This window comes from Thermaerobacter subterraneus DSM 13965 (genome assembly GCF_000183545.2).
GTDB classification, from domain to species: domain Bacteria; phylum Bacillota; class Sulfobacillia; order Thermaerobacterales; family Thermaerobacteraceae; genus Thermaerobacter; species Thermaerobacter subterraneus.
On sequence record NZ_JH976535.1, the window covers coordinates 191,370 to 211,674 of the forward strand.

Annotated in this window: 15 protein-coding genes and 5 tRNA genes; all 20 read left to right on the forward strand. The window is 69.0% G+C overall.

The annotated features are described in order from the left end of the window. Nucleotides 1-179: 179 nt before the first annotated feature. The 20 genes from sigH (at nt 180) to fusA (ending at nt 20,198) form a co-directional block, all read left to right on the forward strand. Nucleotides 180-863 carry an RNA polymerase sporulation sigma factor SigH gene (gene sigH / locus THESUDRAFT_RS00900; protein WP_051009215.1) on the forward strand — a complete coding sequence of 228 codons (684 nt, stop codon included), beginning with the start codon at nt 180-182 and terminating at the stop codon, nt 861-863. Between the two features lie 330 nt (nt 864-1,193). Next, nucleotides 1,194-1,265, forward strand: a tRNA-Thr gene (locus tag THESUDRAFT_RS00905). A 106-nt stretch (nt 1,266-1,371) separates the two neighbouring features. Continuing rightward, a tRNA-Tyr gene (locus tag THESUDRAFT_RS00910) sits at nt 1,372-1,454 on the forward strand. Between the two features lie 5 nt (nt 1,455-1,459). Continuing rightward, nucleotides 1,460-1,536, forward strand: a tRNA-Met gene (locus THESUDRAFT_RS00915). Nucleotides 1,537-1,573: 37 nt separating this feature from the next. Beyond that, nucleotides 1,574-1,646: transfer RNA gene (locus THESUDRAFT_RS00920), tRNA-Thr, on the forward strand. Between the two features lie 271 nt (nt 1,647-1,917). Beyond that, nucleotides 1,918-3,105: an elongation factor Tu gene (gene tuf / locus THESUDRAFT_RS00925; RefSeq protein ID WP_006902817.1), complete on the forward strand. Its 1,188-nt coding sequence runs from the start codon at nt 1,918-1,920 to the stop codon at nt 3,103-3,105. A gap of 238 nt (nt 3,106-3,343) precedes the next feature. Then, complete coding sequence (gene rpmG, locus THESUDRAFT_RS00930; RefSeq protein WP_006902818.1) at nt 3,344-3,493, forward strand: 50S ribosomal protein L33; 150 nt, start codon at nt 3,344-3,346, stop codon at nt 3,491-3,493. 270 nt (nt 3,494-3,763) lie between these two features. Beyond that, a tRNA-Trp gene (locus THESUDRAFT_RS00935) sits at nt 3,764-3,841 on the forward strand. A gap of 236 nt (nt 3,842-4,077) precedes the next feature. Continuing rightward, nucleotides 4,078-4,293, forward strand: a complete 216-nt coding sequence (gene secE / locus THESUDRAFT_RS00940) for a preprotein translocase subunit SecE (protein ID WP_207635409.1) — start codon at nt 4,078-4,080, stop codon at nt 4,291-4,293. Between the two features lie 449 nt (nt 4,294-4,742). After that, nucleotides 4,743-5,453, forward strand: a complete 711-nt coding sequence (gene nusG, locus THESUDRAFT_RS00945) for a transcription termination/antitermination protein NusG (RefSeq protein WP_006902820.1) — start codon at nt 4,743-4,745, stop codon at nt 5,451-5,453. A gap of 140 nt (nt 5,454-5,593) precedes the next feature. Then, on the forward strand, nt 5,594-6,022 hold the full coding sequence (gene rplK / locus THESUDRAFT_RS00950) for a 50S ribosomal protein L11 (RefSeq protein WP_006902821.1): 429 nt from the start codon (nt 5,594-5,596) through the stop codon (nt 6,020-6,022). A 98-nt stretch (nt 6,023-6,120) separates the two neighbouring features. Next, nucleotides 6,121-6,822 (forward strand): 50S ribosomal protein L1, encoded by a 702-nt coding sequence (gene rplA / locus THESUDRAFT_RS00955; protein ID WP_006902822.1) that lies wholly within the window; start codon nt 6,121-6,123, stop codon nt 6,820-6,822. 421 nt (nt 6,823-7,243) lie between these two features. Then, nucleotides 7,244-7,771, forward strand: coding sequence for a 50S ribosomal protein L10 (rplJ, locus tag THESUDRAFT_RS00960; protein WP_006902823.1), 528 nt, complete (start codon nt 7,244-7,246; stop codon nt 7,769-7,771). Nucleotides 7,772-7,849: 78 nt separating this feature from the next. Beyond that, nucleotides 7,850-8,233 (forward strand): 50S ribosomal protein L7/L12, encoded by a 384-nt coding sequence (gene rplL / locus THESUDRAFT_RS00965; protein ID WP_006902824.1) that lies wholly within the window; start codon nt 7,850-7,852, stop codon nt 8,231-8,233. A gap of 668 nt (nt 8,234-8,901) precedes the next feature. Then, on the forward strand, nt 8,902-12,615 hold the full coding sequence (gene rpoB, locus THESUDRAFT_RS00970; protein ID WP_006902825.1) for a DNA-directed RNA polymerase subunit beta: 3,714 nt from the start codon (nt 8,902-8,904) through the stop codon (nt 12,613-12,615). Between the two features lie 3 nt (nt 12,616-12,618). Next, a complete protein-coding gene (gene rpoC / locus THESUDRAFT_RS00975) occupies nt 12,619-16,401 on the forward strand; it encodes a DNA-directed RNA polymerase subunit beta' (protein WP_006902826.1) in 3,783 nt (1,260 codons plus the stop codon). Nucleotides 16,402-16,652: 251 nt separating this feature from the next. Further along, nucleotides 16,653-16,904, forward strand: a complete 252-nt coding sequence (locus THESUDRAFT_RS00980; RefSeq protein WP_006902827.1) for a ribosomal L7Ae/L30e/S12e/Gadd45 family protein — start codon at nt 16,653-16,655, stop codon at nt 16,902-16,904. A 46-nt stretch (nt 16,905-16,950) separates the two neighbouring features. Then, nucleotides 16,951-17,325, forward strand: a complete 375-nt coding sequence (gene rpsL / locus THESUDRAFT_RS00985; protein ID WP_006902828.1) for a 30S ribosomal protein S12 — start codon at nt 16,951-16,953, stop codon at nt 17,323-17,325. Nucleotides 17,326-17,564: 239 nt separating this feature from the next. After that, the gene (rpsG, locus tag THESUDRAFT_RS00990; protein WP_006902829.1) at nt 17,565-18,035 is read left to right on the forward strand and encodes a 30S ribosomal protein S7; all 471 of its coding nucleotides are present in this window, start codon (nt 17,565-17,567) and stop codon (nt 18,033-18,035) included. Nucleotides 18,036-18,101: 66 nt separating this feature from the next. After that, entirely contained in the window at nt 18,102-20,198 is a 2,097-nt protein-coding gene (gene fusA, locus THESUDRAFT_RS00995) for an elongation factor G (RefSeq protein ID WP_006902830.1), read from the forward strand. Nucleotides 20,199-20,305 lie beyond the last annotated feature (107 nt).

Sequence of the window (20,305 nt, forward strand, 5' to 3'; positions counted from 1 at the left end):
GTCCACATGTAGATTCCGACCAGGAAGCTTTCCGTCCCGTAGGCGCCATCACCGGTCGGTATTTCCGCAACTTCGCGCATATCATGGGAGCAAAACCGGTTGTCGGGTACCCGCCCTTACGGCAAACCCTCGTTGCGCGCGGACCCCGCTAGCCGCCGTGACCCTGTCTGACGGAGGCGATGGAGACGGTGAACGCCCAGGCGCATGCGTCTTCACTGGTAGATCGGGATCTGGACCGGATGGAAGATGAAGAAATCGTCGAAATCGCCCGGCAGGGAAACCCGGAGGCGCTGGAATACCTCATCGGAAAGTACAAGAATTTCGTCCGCGCCAAAGCGCGCTCCTATTTTCTGGTGGGCGCCGACCGGGAAGACATCATCCAGGAGGGCATGATTGGGCTTTACAAGGCCATCCGTGATTTCCGCAGCGATAAGCTGTCGTCCTTCAGGGCCTTTGCTGAGCTTTGCATCACGCGCCAGATCATTACGGCCATCAAAACGGCCACGCGCCAGAAGCATATTCCCTTGAATTCTTATGTATCGCTCAACAAGCCCATTTATGATGAGGATTCGGACCGAACCTTGCTGGATATCATCTCCGGGTCGCGGGTGACGGATCCGGAGGAGCTGTTCATCAGCCGGGAAGAGTTTGGCGACATCGAGCAGAAGATGGGCGAAATCCTGAGCGAGCTGGAGTGGCGGGTGCTGATCGCCTACCTGGATGGCAAATCGTATCAGGAGATCGCCGATGAGCTCAACCGGCACGTCAAGTCCATCGACAACGCCCTCCAGCGGGTCAAGCGGAAGCTGGAGCGCTATATCGAATCGCGCAATCAGCAGCTGGACCAGCCGGCCCGGGCTTGAAGCCCGGGCCGGCTGCACTGGCGGGGCCGCCGGGGTGCGTGGAAGCCGCGCGGGGAAAGGGCGGGCCGGGGCGCGCGTGCGCACCCGGAGCGCGCCGGCACCGGCGCGGCCGGGGTCCGCCAGGGCGGGTGCGGGTGCGGCCCGGCGACGGGAGCACGGCGGCGAGCGCGCCGGCACCGCCCGGGGGCGTCCCCTGGGGTGTCGCCGCGTGGGCCGCCTGCATCGGGGCGCTTCCCGGGCGGTGGCGTTTTCTCGGACGGCCGGGAGCCCCGGGAGCCAGTTGCGAGGGGGCGACTCCCGTGGTATCATCGGTCTTGCGGTTGGATCCGTGCTGGCGTAGCTCAACGGTAGAGCAGCCGCCTTGTAAGCGGCAGGTTGTCGGTTCGAATCCGTCCGCCAGCTCCGATCGCCTTCCCCGGGGTCGCTTGACAGGCCTGATATAATGAGAATCGGCGTTCGGCCCAGCGGTCGCCCGGTGGGACGGCCGCGGCGGGACGAGCGCAGGCATGGAGAGGTACCGAAGCGGCCAAACGGGGCAGACTGTAAATCTGCTGGCTTACGCCTTCGCTGGTTCGAATCCAGCCCTCTCCACACGACGCGGGGTAGAGCAGCCAGGTAGCTCGTCGGGCTCATAACCCGGAGGTCGTGGGTTCAAATCCCACCCCCGCAACCATTTGATTGTTGTCTGTGGGCCTGTGAAGCGGCCCCGGGCTGCCGTAGCTCAGTCGGTAGAGCACAGCCATGGTAAGGCTGGTGTCGGCGGTTCGATTCCGCCCGGCAGCTCAAGGAAGGTGTGATGGCCCCCGCCGTGGCGCGGGGGCCATGCCGTTTCTGCCCGCGGCGGGGCATCCTGAAGGGCGGGCGCCAGCGGTGGGCGGTGCGGGAAGCCCCCGTCGGCAAGGGACCCGGGGGCGGGGGCTCGTCCGGGCCCGGCCGGCTGGCCATTTCCTCCTCTGCCGTCCGCTTGTCCCACCCCATCCAGTTCAGTACAATAGAGCCGCTTATTTTGGGCGAATGCCTGCAATCTCCGTGCAGATCGGGAGGGTGTGGCCCCATGGCCAAGGCCAAGTTCGAGCGGACGAAGCCGCACGTGAACGTGGGGACCATCGGGCACGTGGACCACGGGAAGACGACGCTGACGGCGGCGATCACGAAGGTGCTGTCGAAGCAGGGGAAGGCGCAGTTTGTGGCCTACGACCAGATCGACAAGGCGCCGGAGGAGCGGGAGCGCGGGATCACCATTGCGACGGCGCACGTGGAGTACGAGACGGACGCGCGGCACTACGCGCACGTGGACTGCCCGGGGCACGCGGACTACGTGAAGAACATGATCACGGGCGCGGCGCAGATGGACGGGGCGATTCTGGTGGTGAGTGCGGCGGACGGGCCGATGCCGCAGACGCGGGAGCACATCTTGCTGGCGCGGCAGGTGGGCGTGCCGTACATCGTGGTGTTTTTGAACAAGGTGGACATGGTGGACGATCCGGAGCTATTGGAGCTGGTGGAGCTCGAGGTGCGGGAGCTTTTGAGCCAGTACGACTTTCCGGGGGACGAGGTGCCGGTGATCAAGGGGTCGGCGCTGAAGGCCCTGGAAGGGGATCCGGCGGCGGAGCAGGCGATTTTGGACCTGATGAAGGCGGTGGACGAGTACATTCCGACGCCGCAGCGGGACGTGGATAAGCCGTTCCTGATGCCGGTGGAGGACGTGTTCTCCATCACGGGCCGTGGCACGGTGGCGACGGGCCGCGTGGAGCGGGGCCGGGTGAAGGTGGGCGACGAGGTGGAGCTGGTGGGCTTCACCGACAAGCCGCGGAAGACGGTCGTGACGGGCGTGGAGATGTTCCGGAAGGTGCTGGACGAGGCGGTGGCGGGGGACAACATCGGGTGCCTGCTGCGAGGGATTGACAAGGACGAGATCGAGCGCGGGCAGGTATTGGCGAAGCCGGGGACGATCAACCCGCACAAGAAGTTCATGGGGAACGTGTACGTGCTGAAGAAGGAAGAGGGCGGGCGGCACACGCCGTTTTTCAACGGGTACCGGCCGCAGTTCTACTTCCGGACGACGGACGTGACGGGGGAGATCAAGCTGCCCGAGGGCGTGGAGATGTGCATGCCCGGGGACAACATCGAGATGACGGTGGAGCTGATCACCCCCATCGCCATCGAGGAAGGGCTGCGGTTCGCCATCCGCGAGGGCGGCCGCACCGTGGGCGCCGGCGTCGTCACCAAGATCCTGGAGTAGGTCGCTGCCGGCGAGCAGGCAGGCTTTCCGGCGGCGAGCGGGGCAGGCCGTCTTTGACAGGCGTCCTGCCCCGTGCTACATTCAGTGGGGCAAACGGCAGGGCCGCCTGCCCCGCTGCGCTTTCAGCCTGCCGGCCGCACCGGTACCTGTCCTCCCTGGCGCAGTGCACCGTCATCGCATCCTCGCGGTGAAGGGAGGGTGGGGCGGGTCCGGGCGGGCGGCCGTGGAGGAATGAGCCATGCGCGTCGTCATCAACCTGGAATGCAGCGAGTGCAAGCGGCGGAACTACGCCACCACCAAGAACAAGCGCACCCACACCTCGCGGCTGGAGCTGCGCAAGTACTGCAAGTGGTGCGGTCGTCACACCGTTCACCGCGAGACCCGTTGATCCTTGACGGCAAGGGTGGGGTCTGCAGGCGCCGGAGCGGGGGGCGTGGCGGCAGGCGGCCTGGCCCGAGGCCGGTGACGCCAGCGCCAGGCCCCGGCCCGGTGCCGCCGGATGAGCCCGGCCCTTCCCGGCAAGGCCCCCAGTCCGGGACAGCGCCCTCCGGCCCCCTGGCCGTCGTGCCGGCAATTGACCGCCCTGCAGGGGGCAGGTATAATCAAAGCGCTCCGGGTTTCTGTTCCGGGCTGTGGTCGTAGTTTGCGCCGTATTCGCAGGCCCGTAGCTCGAACTGGTTAGAGCGGCGGACTCCAAATCCGCAGGTTGGGGGTTCGAATCCCTCCGGGCCTGCCATCTTTCTTTCCGCTTCCCAATGCGTCTCTGTGCCTGCGGTCCTGCCGTGCGCAGCCGCTGCGTGCAGCCAGGGAGCAGGTGCGTGGGTTGGGGACGTGGATTGTAAAACTCATCATGGCCAGGGCTTTCTTTTTTTGCCCTTGTGAGGTGACGGTGCCATGGCGCGGCAGCGCGGATCGGTCGCCCCACCGGCGGCGGGCAGCCGGCCGGCCGGGGCGGCAGGAAGGGATGCAGCGATGGGCAGGCGGGTATCCGTGCGCGGGGCGGTGGAGAGGGTCGCCCGGTTCTTCCGCCAGACCGTAGCCGAGCTGCGCCGGGTGGTTTGGCCCAACCGCCAGCAGACCGTGACCTACACGGCGGTGGTGCTGGGCACCGTCGCCTTTCTGGCAGCCCTGATCTGGGTCGTGGATTTCGTGATCCGGCAGGTCATCCAGCTGGTTTTGCCGGGTTGATCCAGACATTGACCCATGGCGGCCATCGCAGGGGGATCATCCGGCGCCCCTTCCCGGCTTGAACGGGCAAGCCGTCACGGCTCAGCCGCTGCCGGCGCGGCGCCGCCCCTGCAGCAAGGGCCGGCCGGTGTGATACGCCCGGCGAAGCCGATGCGATACGCCCGGTAGTGTGGGAAGGGGCGGGCCCTTCCCGCTGCGGCCATTCCGGTTGCCGTGGCCGGTGGCCCGCGCCAGCTCGCTGCAGCGCCGGCCGGCGACGGGTGCCTTCACCAGGGCGGCACCGCCGGGCGAACCGGCGGCCGGGCGGGCCCGGCGGGCCGGGCAAGGGGACCCGGAAGCGGGCGACGAGCCGGGTAAGGTGACCCGGGAGCCGGGGGATCAGGGCAGGTGCGGCAGGCGGTACCGGCACAAGGCGAAGGGGGTGACGGGTTCCTCGGGAACCCGCGACCATGGTGCGAGAGCGGCATGCGGAAGAATTCCGATCCGACGAGCCGGGGACCGGCGGGGCACTGGACGGGCCCGCCGCGCCAGGACGCGGCGATGGAGCGGCAGGGGCCGCCGCGGGAGACGGCCCGGAGGCGGCCGGCCGGGAAACGGTCCCGGAGAGCACGGGCCAGCCGCCGGCCCCGAGCGACCCCCGCCGGCAATGGTACGTGATCCACACCTACTCCGGATACGAGAACAAGGTCAAGGCGAACATCGAGAAGCGCGTGCGCACCATGGGCATGCAGGACAAGATCTTCGAGGTCCTTGTTCCCACCGAGGAGGCCATCGAGGTCAAAGACGGCAAGCGGCGCACCGTGCAGCGCAAGGTCTTCCCGGGGTACGTGCTGGTCGACATGATCATGACCGACGACTCCTGGTATGTGGTGCGCAACACGCCGGGGGTTACGGGCTTCGTGGGGGCCGGGAGCAAGCCCACGCCCCTTCTGCCGTCGGAGGTCGAGCAGATCCGCCGGCAGATGGGCGTCGACGAACCGCGGCCGCTCATCCGGTTCGAGGTGGGCGAGTCCGTCAAGGTGGCCGACGGGCCCTTCGAGGGCTTCATCGGCCAGGTGGAGACCATCGACCACCAGAAGGGCAAGCTGCGGGTCCTGGTCTCCATGTTCGGCCGGGAAACTCCGGTGGAGCTGGACTTCACCCAGGTCGAGAAGCTTTAATGGTGCAGTGACCGTGGCCGCCCGCCCGGTGCCGGCCGGCGGCTTCCGTGCGGTCCGGCGGGCCGGACCCTGGTGCAGGTGCCGGCCGCGGGACCCGCGGCCGGCGGGCGGGACGCTGCGGGAGCGGGAGGAGAGGCGACGTGGCCAAGAAGGTCATCGGCAAGATCAAGCTGCAGATTCCGGCCGGCAAGGCCACACCGGCGCCGCCGGTCGGTCCGGCTTTGGGCCAGCATGGCGTCAACATCATGGCCTTCACCAAGGAGTTCAACGAGCGCACCAAGGACCAGGTGGGCCTGATCATCCCCGTGGAGATTACGGTCTACCAGGACCGGTCCTTCACCTTCATCACCAAGACGCCCCCGGCCTCCATCCTGCTGGCCCGGGCGGCGGGCGTCGAGAAGGGGTCGGGCGCGCCCAACAAGAACAAGGTCGGCCGCGTCACCCGGAAGCAGATCCGGGAGATCGCGGAGCTCAAGATGCCCGATCTGAACGCGGCGGACGTGGAAGCCGCCATGCGGCTGATCGAGGGCACCGCCCGCAGCATGGGCATCGAAGTGGTCGAGGCCTGACGCGGGCCCGCCCCGAGCCTGATCGGCCTGTTCTTCCATGAATCACCTGTGGGAGACGGCTGCAAGGCCGTCGTCCGGACCACGGAGGTGGATCTTGTATGCCGAAGCACGGCAAGCGCTATCGGGGTGCGGCGGCCCAGGTGGACCGCCAGCGCCTCTACGAGCCCGAAGAGGCCCTGGCCAAGGTGAAGGAGCTGGCCTCGGCCCGCTTTGACGAGACGGTGGAGGTGGCCCTGCGCCTGGGCGTGGATCCGCGCCACGCGGACCAGGTGGTGCGCGGCACCGTCACCCTGCCCCACGGCACCGGCCGGACCGTGCGGGTGCTGGTCTTTGCCAAGGGCGAGCCGGCCAAGGCCGCCGAGGCGGCCGGCGCCGACGTCGTGGGGGCGGAAGAGCTGGCCGAGCGCATCCAGCAGGGCTGGCTGGACTTCGACGTGGCCATCGCCACCCCCGACATGATGGGTGTGGTGGGGCGTCTGGGCCGCATCCTGGGCCCGCGCGGGCTGATGCCCAACCCCAAGACGGGGACCGTGACCTTCGAGGTGGCCGACGCGGTGCGGGAGTTCAAGGCCGGTAAGGTGGAGTTCCGCACCGACAAGGCGGGCAACGTCCACGTCCCCATCGGCAAGGTGTCCTTCACCGTCGAACAGCTCAAGGAGAACCTGGATGCCCTGGTTGAGGCCGTGGTGCGGGCCCGCCCCGCGGCAGCGAAGGGCCAGTACATCCGCTCGGTCACGGTCTCGTCCACCATGGGTCCGGGCATCCGCATCCGCCCGACGGCCGTCGGGCAGGTGGCTTGACATCTTTCGGCCCGAGGGCTTGCTCCGGGGCCGAAGTTCTGGTTTCCTTTCTTCACGGTGAGCACGGCGGGCGGGCCGCCAGGCCCGCCCGCCGCAAGGCGTTACCGCAGACAGCAGGTGCCTGTGCTTAAAGGGCCGTCCGGGCCCGCCTGCCGAGGTAACGGTGACAGCCGGTCAGGACAGGCCCCATCGGACGATGGAGGCGCCCCGGTCACCTCCGGTCATGCCTGCTGACGGCCGTGCGGCCGGCGGGCGGCCGCGGCGGGGCGCCGTCCCCGGTGGCCGCGGCCTCGGGCCGCGGGGGCGGGTTCGACCCGCCGGGTCCTGACTCGAACCCGTGCTGCAACCGTACCCCGGCGGGAGCCGCCGGGGTTTCTTGTTCCCCGGCACCGGGCGGTCCGGCCCGGAAGGGGGTGACACCTTGCTCAACAGGGCCCAGAAGGAAGCGCTGGTGGAAGACCTGGCAGGCAAGTTGCAGCGCGCCCAGGGCGTGATCCTTACGGATTTCCGCGGGCTGAACGTGGCCGCGACCACGGAGCTGCGCCGGCGCCTGCGCGCCCAGGGCGTGGAGTACCGGGTCATCAAGAACACCCTGATCCGCCGGGCGGCGGAGAAGGCAGGCATCGAGGGCCTGGACCCCTTGCTGGAGGGGCCCACGGCCCTGGCCTTCGGCTTCGACGATCCGGTGGTGGCGGCCAAGGAGCTTTCCCGCTTCGCCCGGGAGTACAACCAGCTGCAGATCAAGGGCGGCCTCCTGGACGGCCGGATCATCGGTGTCAAGGAGGTCCAGCAGCTGGCCGACCTGCCCTCCCGGGAGGAGTTGCTGGCCAAGGTCATGGGCGGCATGCAGGCGCCCCTGTACGGCCTGGCCGGCGTCCTGGCGGCCACTCTGCGGTCCTTCGTCTACGCCGTCGACGCGCTGCGGCGCCAGCGGGAGGCGCAGGCCTGAGCCGGTGCGTCCCGCTTAAGACCGGTGGCCGGACGGAATTCCGGCCACCCCAACATGACCCCACGAGGAGGGATTGCGGTGTCCAAGGTGCAGGAAGTGCTGGACATCGTGAAGGGCATGACCGTGCTGGAGCTGGCGGAGCTGGTCAAGAAGTTCGAGGAGGAGTTCGGCGTCTCCGCGGCGGCTCCGGTGGCGGTGGCCGCGCCCGCGGCCGCGGCGGGCGCCGCGGCTCCGGCGGCCGAGGAGGAGAAGACGGAGTTCAACGTCATCCTCAAGGACGTGGGCGCCAACAAGATCCAGGTCATCAAGGTCGTGCGCGAGCTGACGGGTCTCGGCCTGAAGGAAGCCAAGGACCTGGTGGACAACGCGCCCAAGCCGATCAAGGAGGGCGCCTCCAAGGAAGAGGCGGAGCAGATCAAGGCCAAGCTCGCCGAAGTGGGCGCCACGGTGGAGATCCAGTAAGACCGTGGGCTGGGGCGAGACGCTGGGTTGCGGCGCCGGTGCGGTCCTGCGGGGCGGCACCGGCGCCTACTCCTTTTAGGCCCGCTGTGCAGGCCCGCATGATGGCGCCGTGCAGGCCCAAAGGACGACGGCGGGGTGCCACCAGAAGGCCGCCAGTAAGCCGCCAACAAGAAAGCCCATCCCGACCGGGTGGGCCTTACCCTTCGGCTGCTGCGGGAAACCGTGGGACAGGCTGGCGGCATTGACAGGGGTATGCCCTTGCGCTAGCATTATACCTTGCCACTGTTATTGGTTTCCGTCAGTGGCAGGTGACCATGCGCACAAGACCCACCGACCCCGGGACAATCCCCGGAGCCCGCACGACCATGGTGCCGCCATCCTTTGCCTGGTGGTTCGGCGCCGGGACGCATAGTTCCTGCAAGTGGACTCCATGCTTGTGGCGATTTGCTTGCCACCTTGATCCCTCTGGGGATGGGCCGCCTGTGTAAAGGGTATGAACCGGAGGTGACCGCAGGGAAGGGACCGGCCCGGGCGTTGCCAGGGCCGGGTGGTGGTCGAACCGGCGGCGCCGCTCCGGGCCGCCGGCGAGCGGCTGGCCCTGCCGTGCCGGGCGGCAGGGGCGGACGGGCGCAACGATGGCGGATCCTCTGCCGAAGGGGTGTGAAGGCATGCCGCACGTGGTCAAGAGCGGGAAGCGCGAGCGGCTGAGCTTCGGGCGCATCCACGAAGTCCTGGACCTGCCCAACCTGATCGAGGTGCAGCTGAACTCCTACCGGTGGTTCCTCAACGAAGGCCTGAAGGAGACCTTCCAGGACATCTCGCCCATTCAGGACTTCACGGGCAACCTGGTGCTGGAGTTCGTGGACTATTCGCTGGGCGAGCCCAAGTATTCCGTCCAGGAGTGCAAGGACCGGGACGTCACCTACGCTGCGCCCATGCGGGTGAGGGTGCGCCTCATTAATAAGGAAACGGGCGAGGTCAAGGAGCAGGAGGTCTTCATGGGAGACTTCCCGCTGATGACCGAGCACGGCACCTTCGTGATCAACGGCGCCGAGCGCGTCGTGGTCAGCCAGCTGGTCCGCTCGCCAGGCGTCTACTACAGCGTGGACTATGACGCCAACGGCAACCCGCTCTATTCGGCCACGGTGATCCCCAACCGCGGTGCCTGGCTGGAGTTTGAGACCGATGCCAGCGGCGTGGTGTATGTGCGGGTCGACCGCACCCGGAAGCAGCCCGCCACCGTGCTGCTGCGGGCCCTGGGCTACCAGACCGATGCCGAGCTGCTGGAGCTGCTGGGCGATACCGAACACGTCCGGGCCACCCTGGACAAGGACAACACCGACTCCCAGGCCGAGGCCCTGATCGAGATCTACAAGCGCCTGCGGCCCGGGGAACCGCCCACCGACGAGAGCGCCCGCCAGCTTCTGGACAACCTGTTCTTCGACCCCAAGCGCTACGATCTGGCGGCCGTGGGCCGCTACAAGATGAACAAGAAGCTCAACCTGCGGGCGCGGCTCATCGGCCTTTACGCCGCGGAAGACGTGGTGGATCCCCAGACGGGGGAGCGGATCGTGGAGGCGGGCCAGCGGTTCGACCGCCAGCTGGCCCAGCGGGTCCAGGCGGCGGGCGTGCGGCGGGTGCGGGTGCGCACCCCCGAGGACCGCGAGGTGGTGGTCCTGGGCAACGGCCAGCCCGACACCACGGTCCGCACCCTGACCCGGGAAGACATCGCCGCCATCATCAACTACGCCTTCGGCCTGTTTGCCGGCGTCGGCACCACCGACGACATCGACCATCTGGGCAACCGCCGCCTGCGCTCGGTGGGCGAGCTCCTGCAGAACCAGTTCCGCATCGGCCTGGCGCGGATGGAGCGGGTCATCAAGGAGCGCATGAGCATCCAGGACGCCGACGCCATCACGCCCCAGGCGCTGATCAACATCCGGCCCGTGGTGGCGGCGGTCAAGGAGTTCTTCGGCTCCAGCCAGCTCAGCCAGTTCATGGACCAGACGAACCCGCTCTCCGAGCTCACCCACAAGCGCCGGCTGTCGGCCCTGGGGCCCGGCGGCCTGAGCCGGGAGCGGGCCGGGTTCGACGTGCGGGACGTGCACCACTCCCACTACGGGCGCATGTGCCCCATCGAGACGCCGGAAGGTCCCAACATCGGCTTGATCGGCGCCATGGCGACCTATGCCCGGGTGAACGAGTACGGCTTCATCGAGACGCCGTACCGGAGGGTGGAAAAGGGCCGGGTGACCGACGACGTGGTCTACCTCACGGCCGATGAGGAGGACGAGTGCGTCATCGCCCAGGCCAACGCCGAGCTGGATGAGAACGGGTACTTCAAGGAGAAGCGGGTGGCCGTGCGCTTCCGCGACGAGGTGCGCCTGGCCGCGCCCGAAGAGATCGACTACATGGACGTCTCGCCCAAGCAGGTGTTCTCCATCGCGACGGCGCTGATCCCGTTCCTGGAGCACGACGACGCCAACCGCGCCCTGATGGGGGCCAACATGCAGCGCCAGGCGGTCCCCCTGATCCGCACCGAGGCCCCCCTGGTGGGCACGGGCGTCGAGTACCGCACCGCCGTGGACTCGGGGGTGGTGATCACCGCCCGCCGGGCGGGCACCGTGCGGCGGGTGACGGCCCGCGAGATCGTGGTCGAAACCGAGGACGGCCAGCGGGACACCTACCACCTGATGAAGTTCGAGCGTTCCAACCAGGGCACGTGCTTCAACCAGCGGCCGCTGGTGCGCAAGGGCCAGCGGGTGGAGAAGGGCGACGTCCTGGCCGACGGCCCCTCCACCGACCACGGCGAGCTGGCCCTGGGCCGCAACGTGCTGGTCGCCTTCATGCCCTGGGAGGGCTACAACTATGAGGACGCCATCCTGATCAGCGAGCGGCTGGTCAAGGATGACGTCTTCACCTCGATCCACATCGAGGAGTACGAGTGCGAGGCCCGCGACACCAAGCTGGGTCCGGAGGAGATCACCCGCGACATCCCCAACGTGGGCGAAGACCAGCTGCGCGACCTGGACGAGCGCGGCATCATCCGCATCGGGGCCGAGGTCCGGGCAGGGGACATCCTGGTCGGCAAGGTGACGCCCAAGGGCGAGACGGAGCTCACCGCCGAGGAGCGGCTCCTGCGCGCCATCTTCGGTGAGAAGGCGCGGGAGGTGCGGGATACCTCCCTGCGGGTGCCCCACGGCGAGAGCGGCATCGTGGTCGACGTCAAGGTCTTCTCCCGGGAGAACGGCGACGAGCTGGCGCCGGGCGTCAACCAGCTGGTCCAGGTCTACGTGGCCCAGAAGCGCAAGATCTCCGAGGGCGACAAGATGGCCGGCCGCCACGGCAACAAGGGCGTCATCGCCCGCATCATGCCGGAGGAAGACATGCCCTTCCTCCCCGACGGCACGCCGGTGGACATCGTCCTCAACCCTCTGGGGGTCCCCTCGCGCATGAACATCGGCCAGATCCTGGAGTGCCACCTGGGCTGGGCGGCCAAGGCCCTGGGGCTGTGGGTGGCGACCCCGGTGTTCGACGGCACCGGCGAGGAGAGCATCCGGGAGCTTTTGCGCAAGGCGGGCCTGCCCGAGTCGGGCAAGACCGTGCTGTATGACGGCCGCACCGGCGAGCCCTTCGACAACGAGGTGACGGTGGGCTACGTCTACATGCTCAAGCTGGCCCACCTGGTGGACGACAAGATCCACGCCCGCTCCACCGGGCCGTACTCGCTGGTCACCCAGCAGCCCCTGGGCGGAAAGGCCCAGTTCGGCGGCCAGCGCTTCGGCGAGATGGAGGTGTGGGCCCTGGAGGCCTACGGCGCCGCCTACACCCTGCAGGAGCTGCTGACCGTCAAGTCCGACGACGTGGTGGGCCGGGTGAAGACGTACGAGGCCATCGTCAAGGGCGAGAACGTGCCCGAGCCGGGCGTGCCCGAGTCGTTCAAGGTCCTGATCAAGGAGATGCAGAGCCTGGGTCTGGACGTGAAGATCCTGAGCGAGGACAACCGGGAGATCGTGTTGCGGGAGGACGAGGAAGCCGCCGACACCGGCGGCGAGCTGGACCTGGACCTGGGCGAGCTGGCCCGGGCGGGCGCCCGGGTGCGGGCGGGCCGGCGGGCGGCCGAGGCCGGTTCGTACGACGAGGGTGACGGGTACGGCGATTATGACGGGGCCGGCGACGAAGGCCTGGAAGGTGACGAGGCCGGTGAGGGCGACTGGGGGGACAGCCCGGACGCCTATGACGACACCGACCTGGATGCCGGCTTCGACCTCGCTGACGTGGGCGACGACGCGGCGGACGAACCCGCCGACGGGGAGGACGAGGCGGGCGCGCCCGGTGACGAGGACGACGACGACCTGCGGGCCAGCGGAGGGGGCGAGTGAGGCATGAAGACCATCGAGAGCTTCCAGGACCGCATCGGCGACGGGCTTGCCCAGGACGTCAACCACTTTGACGCCATCCGCATCAGCCTGGCCTCGCCCGAGAAGATCCGGGAGTGGTCCAAGGGCGAGGTGAAGAAGCCCGAGACCATCAACTACCGCACCCTGAAGCCGGAGCGGGACGGCCTCTTCTGCGAGCGCATCTTCGGCCCGACCAAGGACTGGGAGTGCCACTGCGGCAAGTACAAGCGGGTCCGCTACAAGGGCATCGTCTGCGACCGCTGCGGCGTCGAGGTGACGCAGGCCAAGGTCCGCCGCGAGCGCATGGGGCACATCGAGCTGGCGGCGCCCGTCTGCCACATCTGGTACTTCAAGGGCATCCCCTCGCGGCTGGGCCTGCTTCTGGACATGTCGCCCCGGGCCCTGGAGCGGGTGCTCTACTTCGCCGCGTACGTGGTGATCGACCCGGGCGAGACGGCGCTGATGGAGAAGCAGCTGCTGACGGAGACGGAGTACCGGGAGGCCCGGGAGAAGTACGGCAACGCCTTCCGCGCCGGCATGGGCGCCGAGGCGGTCAAGGAGCTTCTGGAGCGGATCGACCTGGACGAACTGGCCGAGGAGCTGCGGGCCGAGATCCGCAACTCCAGCGGCCAGCGCCGCCTGCGGGCCGTCCGGCGGCTGGAGGTGGTCGAAGCCTTCCGCAAGTCGGGCAACGACCCGACCTGGATGATCCTCGAGGCCATCCCGGTCATCCCGCCCGACCTGCGGCCCATGGTCCAGCTGGACGGCGGCCGCTTCGCCACATCGGACCTCAACGACCTCTACCGGCGGGTGATCAACCGCAACAACCGGCTCAAGCGGCTGCTGGACCTGGGCGCGCCGGACATCATCGTCCGCAACGAGAAGCGCATGCTGCAGGAGGCGGTGGACGCCCTGATCGACAACGGCCGGCGGGGCCGGCCGGTCACGGGTCCGGGCAACCGGCCCCTCAAGTCCCTGTCCGACATGCTGAAGGGCAAGCAGGGCCGCTTCCGCCAGAACCTGCTGGGCAAGCGCGTGGACTACTCGGGCCGCTCGGTCATCGTGGTGGGCCCGCGGCTGAAGATGCACCAGTGCGGCTTGCCGAAGGAGATGGCCCTGGAGCTGTTCAAGCCCTTCGTGATGAAGCGGCTGGTGCAGCTGGGTTACGCCCACAACATCAAGAGCGCCAAGCGCATGGTGGAGCGGGTGCGGGACGAGGTCTGGGATGTCCTGGAGGAGGTCATCAAGGAGCACCCCGTCCTGCTGAACCGCGCGCCCACCCTGCACCGCCTGGGCATCCAGGCCTTCGAGCCGGTGCTGGTGGAGGGCCGCGCCATCCAGATCCACCCGCTGGTCTGCACGGCGTACAACGCCGACTTCGACGGCGACCAGATGGCGGTGCACGTGCCCCTGTCGGCGGAGGCCCAGGCTGAGGCCCGGGTCCTCATGATGTCGATCCACAACCTGCTGAACCCCAAGGACGGCAAGCCCGTGGTGACGCCCACCCAGGACATGGTGCTGGGTTCCTTCTACCTGACCCTGGAGCGGGAGGGCGCCCGGGGCGAGGGCCGGATCTTCAGCTCCGCCGATGAGGTGCTGCTGGCCTACCAGCTCAAGCAGGTGGAGGTCCACGCCCGGATCAAGGCGCGGGTGGAGACGGCCCAGGGGCGGCGGCTGCTGGAGACCACGGTGGGCCGGGTGATCTTCAACGAGGCCCTGCCCGTGGAACTCCGGTTCGTCAACCAGGTGGTCGACAAGAAGAAGCTGGGCGACATCGTGGCCGAGAGCTTCCGGCGCCTGGGTTACGCCAAGACGGTGGAGATGCTGGACGCCGTCAAGGAACTGGGCTTCCGCTTCGCCACCCAGGCCGGGGCGTCCATCGCCATCGGGGACGTGAAGATCCCCGAGCGCAAGGCCGAGTACATCGCCGAGGCCGAAGCCCAGGTGGAGCAGGTGGAGAGCCAGTACCGCCGGGGCCTGATCAGCGCCGAAGAGCGCTATCAGAAGATCATCGACATCTGGAACCGGACGAAGGACAAGGTGACCCAGGAGCTGACCCAGGTCCTGGACTACTTCAACCCGGTCTACATGATGGCCATCTCCGGCGCCCGGGGCAACCTGACCCAGATCGCCCAGCTGGGCGGCATGCGCGGCCTGATGACCGACCCCTCGGGCCGGATCATCGAGCAGCCGGTGCGGGCCAACTTCCGCGAGGGCCTCACCGTGCTGGAGTACTTCACCTCCACCCACGGCGCCCGCAAGGGCCTGGCCGACACGGCCCTGCGCACGGCCGACTCCGGTTACCTGACCCGGCGCCTGGTGGACGTGTCCCAGGACGTCATCGTCCGGGAGGAAGACTGCGGCACCACCGAGGGCATCATGGTGTCGGAGATCCGGGACGGGGAGGAAGTCATCGAATCCCTGCAGGACCGCATCGTGGGCCGCATCGCCGTCCGCGACGTGGTGCACCCCGAGACGGGCGAGGTCATCGTGCCGGCGGGTGAAGAGATCGACGAGGACCGGGCCCAGGCCATCGTGGACGCCGGCATCGAGCAGGTGGAGATCCGCTCCGTGCTGGCCTGCCGCTCGCGCTACGGCGTCTGCGCCCGCTGCTACGGGCGCGATTTGGCGACGGGCAAGATGGTCAACATCGGCGAGGCGGTGGGGACCATCGCCGCCCAGTCCATCGGCGAGCCGGGCACCCAGCTGACCATGCGCACCTTCCACACCGGCGGCGTGGCTGGCGAGGACATCACCCAGGGCCTGCCGCGGGTCGAGGAGCTGTTCGAGGCCCGCAAGCCCAAGGGCCAGGCGGTGATGACGGAGGTCGGCGGCACCGTCAAGGTGGTCGAGACCAAGCAGCGGCGCGAGGTGCGGGTCATCAGCGACGACGGCACCTGGGAGGCCTACACCGTGCCCTTCGGTGCCCGCCTCCTGGTCCGCGACGGGGACCGGGTGGAACCCGGCGACGTGCTGACCGAGGGGCCCATCAACCCCCACGACATCCTCAAGGTGCGGGGCGTGCAGGCCGTCCAGCTCTACCTGCTGCAGGAAGTCCAGAAGGTCTACCGCATGCAGGGCGTGGACATCAACGACAAGCACATCGAGATCATCATCCGCCAGATGATGCGCAAGGTGAAGGTGGAGGACGCCGGGGACACCGACCTCTTGCCGGGCGGCCTGGTCGACGTCTTCGAGCTGGAGGAGGCTAACGCCCAGCTGCCCGAGGGGGCGCGGCCGGCCACGGCCCGGCCGGTGCTGCTGGGCATCACCAAGGCGGCGCTGGCCACCGAATCCTTCCTCTCCGCGGCCTCCTTCCAGGAAACCACCCGGGTCCTGACGGAGGCGGCCATCAAGGGGAAGACCGACCCCCTGCTGGGCCTCAAGGAGAACGTCATCATCGGCAAGCTGATCCCGGCCGGAACCGGCATGAGCCGCTATCGCCGGATGCAGATCCTGGTCGAGGGCAAGACCGAGCGGGAGGTCATGGCCCAGGCCCGCCGCAGCGAGACCCTGGCGGCCCGCGCCCTGGGTGAGGACGGCGCGGTGGCCGCCGCCGGCGACGGGGCGCTGGACGGCACCGCCAACGGCCACGTGCTCCCCCAGGCCCTGGCCGCGGGCAGCGACGGCGCCGCGCTGCTGGAGGAGGCTGCCGGTACCGCCGGTCCGGGCGCGGGCGACGGCTCGCCGGTGGAGGAAGCCGGCGCCGGGGAAGGCCCGGAGGCGGGCGGTGCCGGGGTGGCCGGCGACGAGCCCGCCGCGGAATGACCCGGCGGGCCGGCCGTGGGGCGGGCGGGCCCGCCCTGAGTCGGGTACTGCGGCCGTGCGGCGGGCCGGCCCGCCCGGAGGCAGGCGGTGCGCACCCGAGGCGCCACCGCGCCGTCCCGCCAGGCGCCCCGGCGGCGAGGCGACTCGCGTTGACACTGAAAAAGGGCCGGTGCTACACTTACCTAGTGTGTCTTGGCCTGATGAATCGGGGGCGGCCGGAGGGCGGCCGCACGAAGGAGGGCCAGTGAGGGATGTCCCTGGATCGCCTGCGGGCGGCCCGGCGCCGCACCGTCGGTACCAAGCAGACCCTGAAGGCGGTCCTGAAGGGCGAGGCGTTGCAGGTTTACGTGGCCCGCGACGCGGAAGCCCACGTGGTGCGCGACCTGGTGCAGGCCTGCCAGGCGCGCGGCATCGCGGTGGAATACGTCGACACCATGCGCGAACTGGGAAGCGCTTGCCGGATCAAGGTCGGGGCCGCCTCCGCCGCCATTCTCGAAGAATGAGGCGGCGGCGGCCCCCTGGCCCGGGATGGGAAGGAGGTGACGCTCGATGCCGACGATCAACCAGCTGGTGCGCAAGGGGCGCGAGCGGGTGACCCGCCGGACGGGTGCGCCGGCGCTGCGGGGCAACCCCCAGAAGCGCGGCGTGTGCCTGCAGGTGCGCACCACGACGCCCAAGAAGCCCAATTCCGCCCTGCGGAAGATCGCCCGGGTGCGCCTGACCAACGGCGTCGAGGTGACGGCCTACATCCCCGGTGAGGGCCACAACCTCCAGGAGCACTCGGTGGTGCTGGTCCACGGCGGTCGCGTGAAGGACCTGCCGGGCGTGCGCTATCAGATCATCCGGGGCGCGCTGGATGCCGCCGGGGTCGAGAAGCGCCGCCAGGGGCGGTCCAAGTACGGGGCCAAGCGGCCCAAGTCCTGACGGCTGTCGGCTGAATCACGGGCTCGCGGCCGGCGGGCGGCCCCTGCGGGCGCCCGCTGCCGGGCGCATCCTCGCCGCCGGTGGCCCTGCAGGCGCGGGGCGGGTTCGTCCCGGGAGCTGGCGAGGAATTTTTTACGCCCGGAGCGGGCGTCGTGGCGTGTCAGGGGCCGGGCTGGCCCTGATGTCCAGGCCCGGCCGGTGGCAGCCGGCCAGCAGGACGGTATGGAGGGAGGAAGGGCATGCCCAGGCGAGGCAGGGTGCCACGGCGCCCGGTGGAGCCGGATCCCGTCTACGGCAGCGAGCGGGTGGCCCGGCTCATCAACAAGGTGATGTGGGACGGGAAGAAGAGCCTGGCCCAGCGCATCGTCTACCAGGCCTTCGAGCGCGTCGCCGCCAAGACCGGCCGGGATCCCCTGGAGGTGTTCGAGCAGGCGGTGCGCAACACCATGCCCGCGCTGGAGGTCCGCCCCCGGCGCGTGGGGGGTGCCACCTACCAGGTGCCCCTGGAGGTGCGGCCGGAACGGCGCCTGTCCCTGGCGCTCCGGTGGCTGGTGGAATACGCCCGCCAGCGCAACGAGCGGACCATGGTGGAGCGCCTGGCCAATGAACTGATCGACGCCGCCAACAATACCGGTGGCGCCGTGCGCCGCAAGGAAGAGGTCCATCGCATGGCGGAAGCCAACCGCGCCTTTGCCCATTACCGCTGGTAAGCAGGCTGGCGGGCGCGCCGCCGGCAGCGGCCGGCGGCCGGGCGCGGCGGAGGAAGGAGGGACGACATGCCCCGGGAGTATCCCCTGGAGCGCACGCGCAATATCGGGATCGCCGCCCACATCGACGCGGGCAAGACCACGACCACGGAACGCATCCTGTACTACACGGGGCGCGTGCACCGGATGGGCGAGGTCCACGAAGGCGCCGCCACCATGGACTGGATGGTGCAGGAGCAGGAGCGCGGCATCACCATCACCTCCGCCGCCACCACCTGCTTCTGGCGGGATCACCGGATCAACATCATTGATACGCCCGGCCACGTGGACTTTACCGTCGAGGTGGAGCGCTCCCTGCGCGTTCTGGACGGCGTGATCGCCATCTTCGCCGCCCGCGGCGGCGTGGAGCCCCAGTCGGAGACGGTGTGGCGCCAGGCCAACAAGTACCGGGTGCCCCGCATCGCCTTTGTCAACAAGATGGACGTGGTCGGCGCCAACTTCTACCGCGTCCTGGACCAGATGCGGGAGCGGCTGGGCGCCAACCCGGTGGCCATCCAGCTGCCCATCGGGGCCGAGGACAGTTTTCAGGGCATCATCGATCTGGTCGAGATGAAGGCCATCTTCTACCGCGATGACCTGGGGACCCGCTACGAGGCGGCGGAGATCCCGGCCGAGATGCAGGAGCAGGCCGCCGAGTACCGGGAGAAGCTGCTGGAGGCCGTGGCCGAGGTCGACGAGGAACTCATGATGAAATACCTGGAGGGCGAGCCGATCTCCACCGGCGAGATCCGCGCCGCCCTGCGCAAGGGCACGGTCAACCTCCAGCTGGTGCCGGTGCTGTGCGGCTCCGCCTACCGGAACAAGGGCGTCCAGCTGCTGCTGGATGCGGTGGTCGACTACCTGCCCTCGCCCCTGGACATCGCGGCCGTGCGCGGCACCGATCCCAAGACCGGCCAGGAGATCGAGCGCAAGGTCAGCGATGACGAGCCCTTCTCGGCGCTGGTCTTCAAGATCATGACCGACCCCTACGTGGGCAAGCTGGCCTTCTTCCGGGTCTACTCGGGCCACCTGAAGGCCGGCAGCTACGTGTACAACAGCAACAAGGGCCGGCAGGAGCGCATCGGCCGCATCGTGCGGATGCATGCCAACCACCGGGAAGAGGTCGACGAGGTCTGGACCGGCGACATCGCCGCCGCCGTCGGCCTGAAGGACACCATCACCGGCGAGACCCTGTGCGACCCCAACGCGCCCATCGTGCTGGAGTCCATGGAGTTCCCCGAGCCGGTGATCTCGGTGGCCATCGAGCCCAAGACCCAGGCCGATCAGGACAAGCTGGGCGAGTCGCTCAACAAGCTGGCCGAGGAGGACCCGACCTTCCGGGTCCACACCGACGAGGAAACGGGCCAGACCATCATCTCCGGCATGGGCGAGCTGCACCTGGAGATCATCGTCGACCGCCTGATGCGGGAGTTCAAGGTGCAGGCCAACGTCGGCAAGCCCCAGGTGGCTTACAAGGAGACCATCACCCGGCCGGCGCGGGCCGAGGGCAAGTACATCCGGCAGACCGGCGGCCGCGGCCAGTACGGCCACGTGGTGCTGGAGATCGAGCCCATGGAGCCCGGCTCCGGGTTCGAGTTCGTCAACAAGATCGTCGGTGGCGTGGTGCCCAAGGAGTACATCCCGGCGGTGGAAGCCGGCGTCCGGGAGGCGCTGGAGAACGGCATCCTGGCCGGCTATCCCATGCTGGACGTGCGGGTCACCCTGGTGGATGGCTCGTACCACGAGGTGGACTCCTCGGAGATGGCCTTCAAGATCGCCGGCTCCATGGGCCTGCGCAATGCGGCCCAGCAGGCGGGCCCGGTGCTGCTGGAGCCCATCATGAAGGTCGAAGTGGTGGTGCCCGAGCAGTACATGGGCGACGTCATCGGCGACATCAACGCCCGCCGCGGCCGGGTCGAGGGCATGGAGCCCGACGCCGGCGGGCTGCAGGTGATCCGGGCCCTGGTCCCGCTGGCGGAGATGTTCGGCTACGCCACGGACCTGCGGTCCAAGACCCAGGGGCGCGGCACCTACACCATGCAGTTCAGCCATTACGAGCAGGTGCCGCGCAACATCGCCGACCAGATCATCGAGGCCCGGGGCGACCGGGCCCGGGCGGCCCGCTAGCGTCCGGCGCGGGCCGGCAGCGGCCGAGGGCGAAGGCGGCGGCGGCCGGACGTCCCTGATCCCGGCAGCCCGCCGGCCAGAGGGCGCCAGAACGGGCGGAGCCACAG

Excerpts from the sequence above, each read along its gene's own strand:
- sigH (WP_051009215.1), top strand. The coding sequence starts at position 180 with ATGGAGACGGTGAACGCCCAGGCGCATGCGTCTTCACTGGTAGATCGG.
- tuf (WP_006902817.1), top strand. The coding sequence starts at position 1,918 with ATGGCCAAGGCCAAGTTCGAGCGGACGAAGCCGCACGTGAACGTGGGG.
- rpmG (WP_006902818.1), top strand. The coding sequence starts at position 3,344 with ATGCGCGTCGTCATCAACCTGGAATGCAGCGAGTGCAAGCGGCGGAAC.
- secE (WP_207635409.1), top strand. The coding sequence starts at position 4,078 with ATGGGCAGGCGGGTATCCGTGCGCGGGGCGGTGGAGAGGGTCGCCCGG.
- nusG (WP_006902820.1), top strand. The coding sequence starts at position 4,743 with ATGGTGCGAGAGCGGCATGCGGAAGAATTCCGATCCGACGAGCCGGGG.
- rplA (WP_006902822.1), top strand. The coding sequence starts at position 6,121 with ATGCCGAAGCACGGCAAGCGCTATCGGGGTGCGGCGGCCCAGGTGGAC.
- rpoB (WP_006902825.1), top strand. The coding sequence starts at position 8,902 with ATGCCGCACGTGGTCAAGAGCGGGAAGCGCGAGCGGCTGAGCTTCGGG.
- rpoC (WP_006902826.1), top strand. The coding sequence starts at position 12,619 with ATGAAGACCATCGAGAGCTTCCAGGACCGCATCGGCGACGGGCTTGCC.
- THESUDRAFT_RS00980 (WP_006902827.1), top strand. The coding sequence starts at position 16,653 with ATGTCCCTGGATCGCCTGCGGGCGGCCCGGCGCCGCACCGTCGGTACC.
- rpsL (WP_006902828.1), top strand. The coding sequence starts at position 16,951 with ATGCCGACGATCAACCAGCTGGTGCGCAAGGGGCGCGAGCGGGTGACC.
- rpsG (WP_006902829.1), top strand. The coding sequence starts at position 17,565 with ATGCCCAGGCGAGGCAGGGTGCCACGGCGCCCGGTGGAGCCGGATCCC.
- fusA (WP_006902830.1), top strand. The coding sequence starts at position 18,102 with ATGCCCCGGGAGTATCCCCTGGAGCGCACGCGCAATATCGGGATCGCC.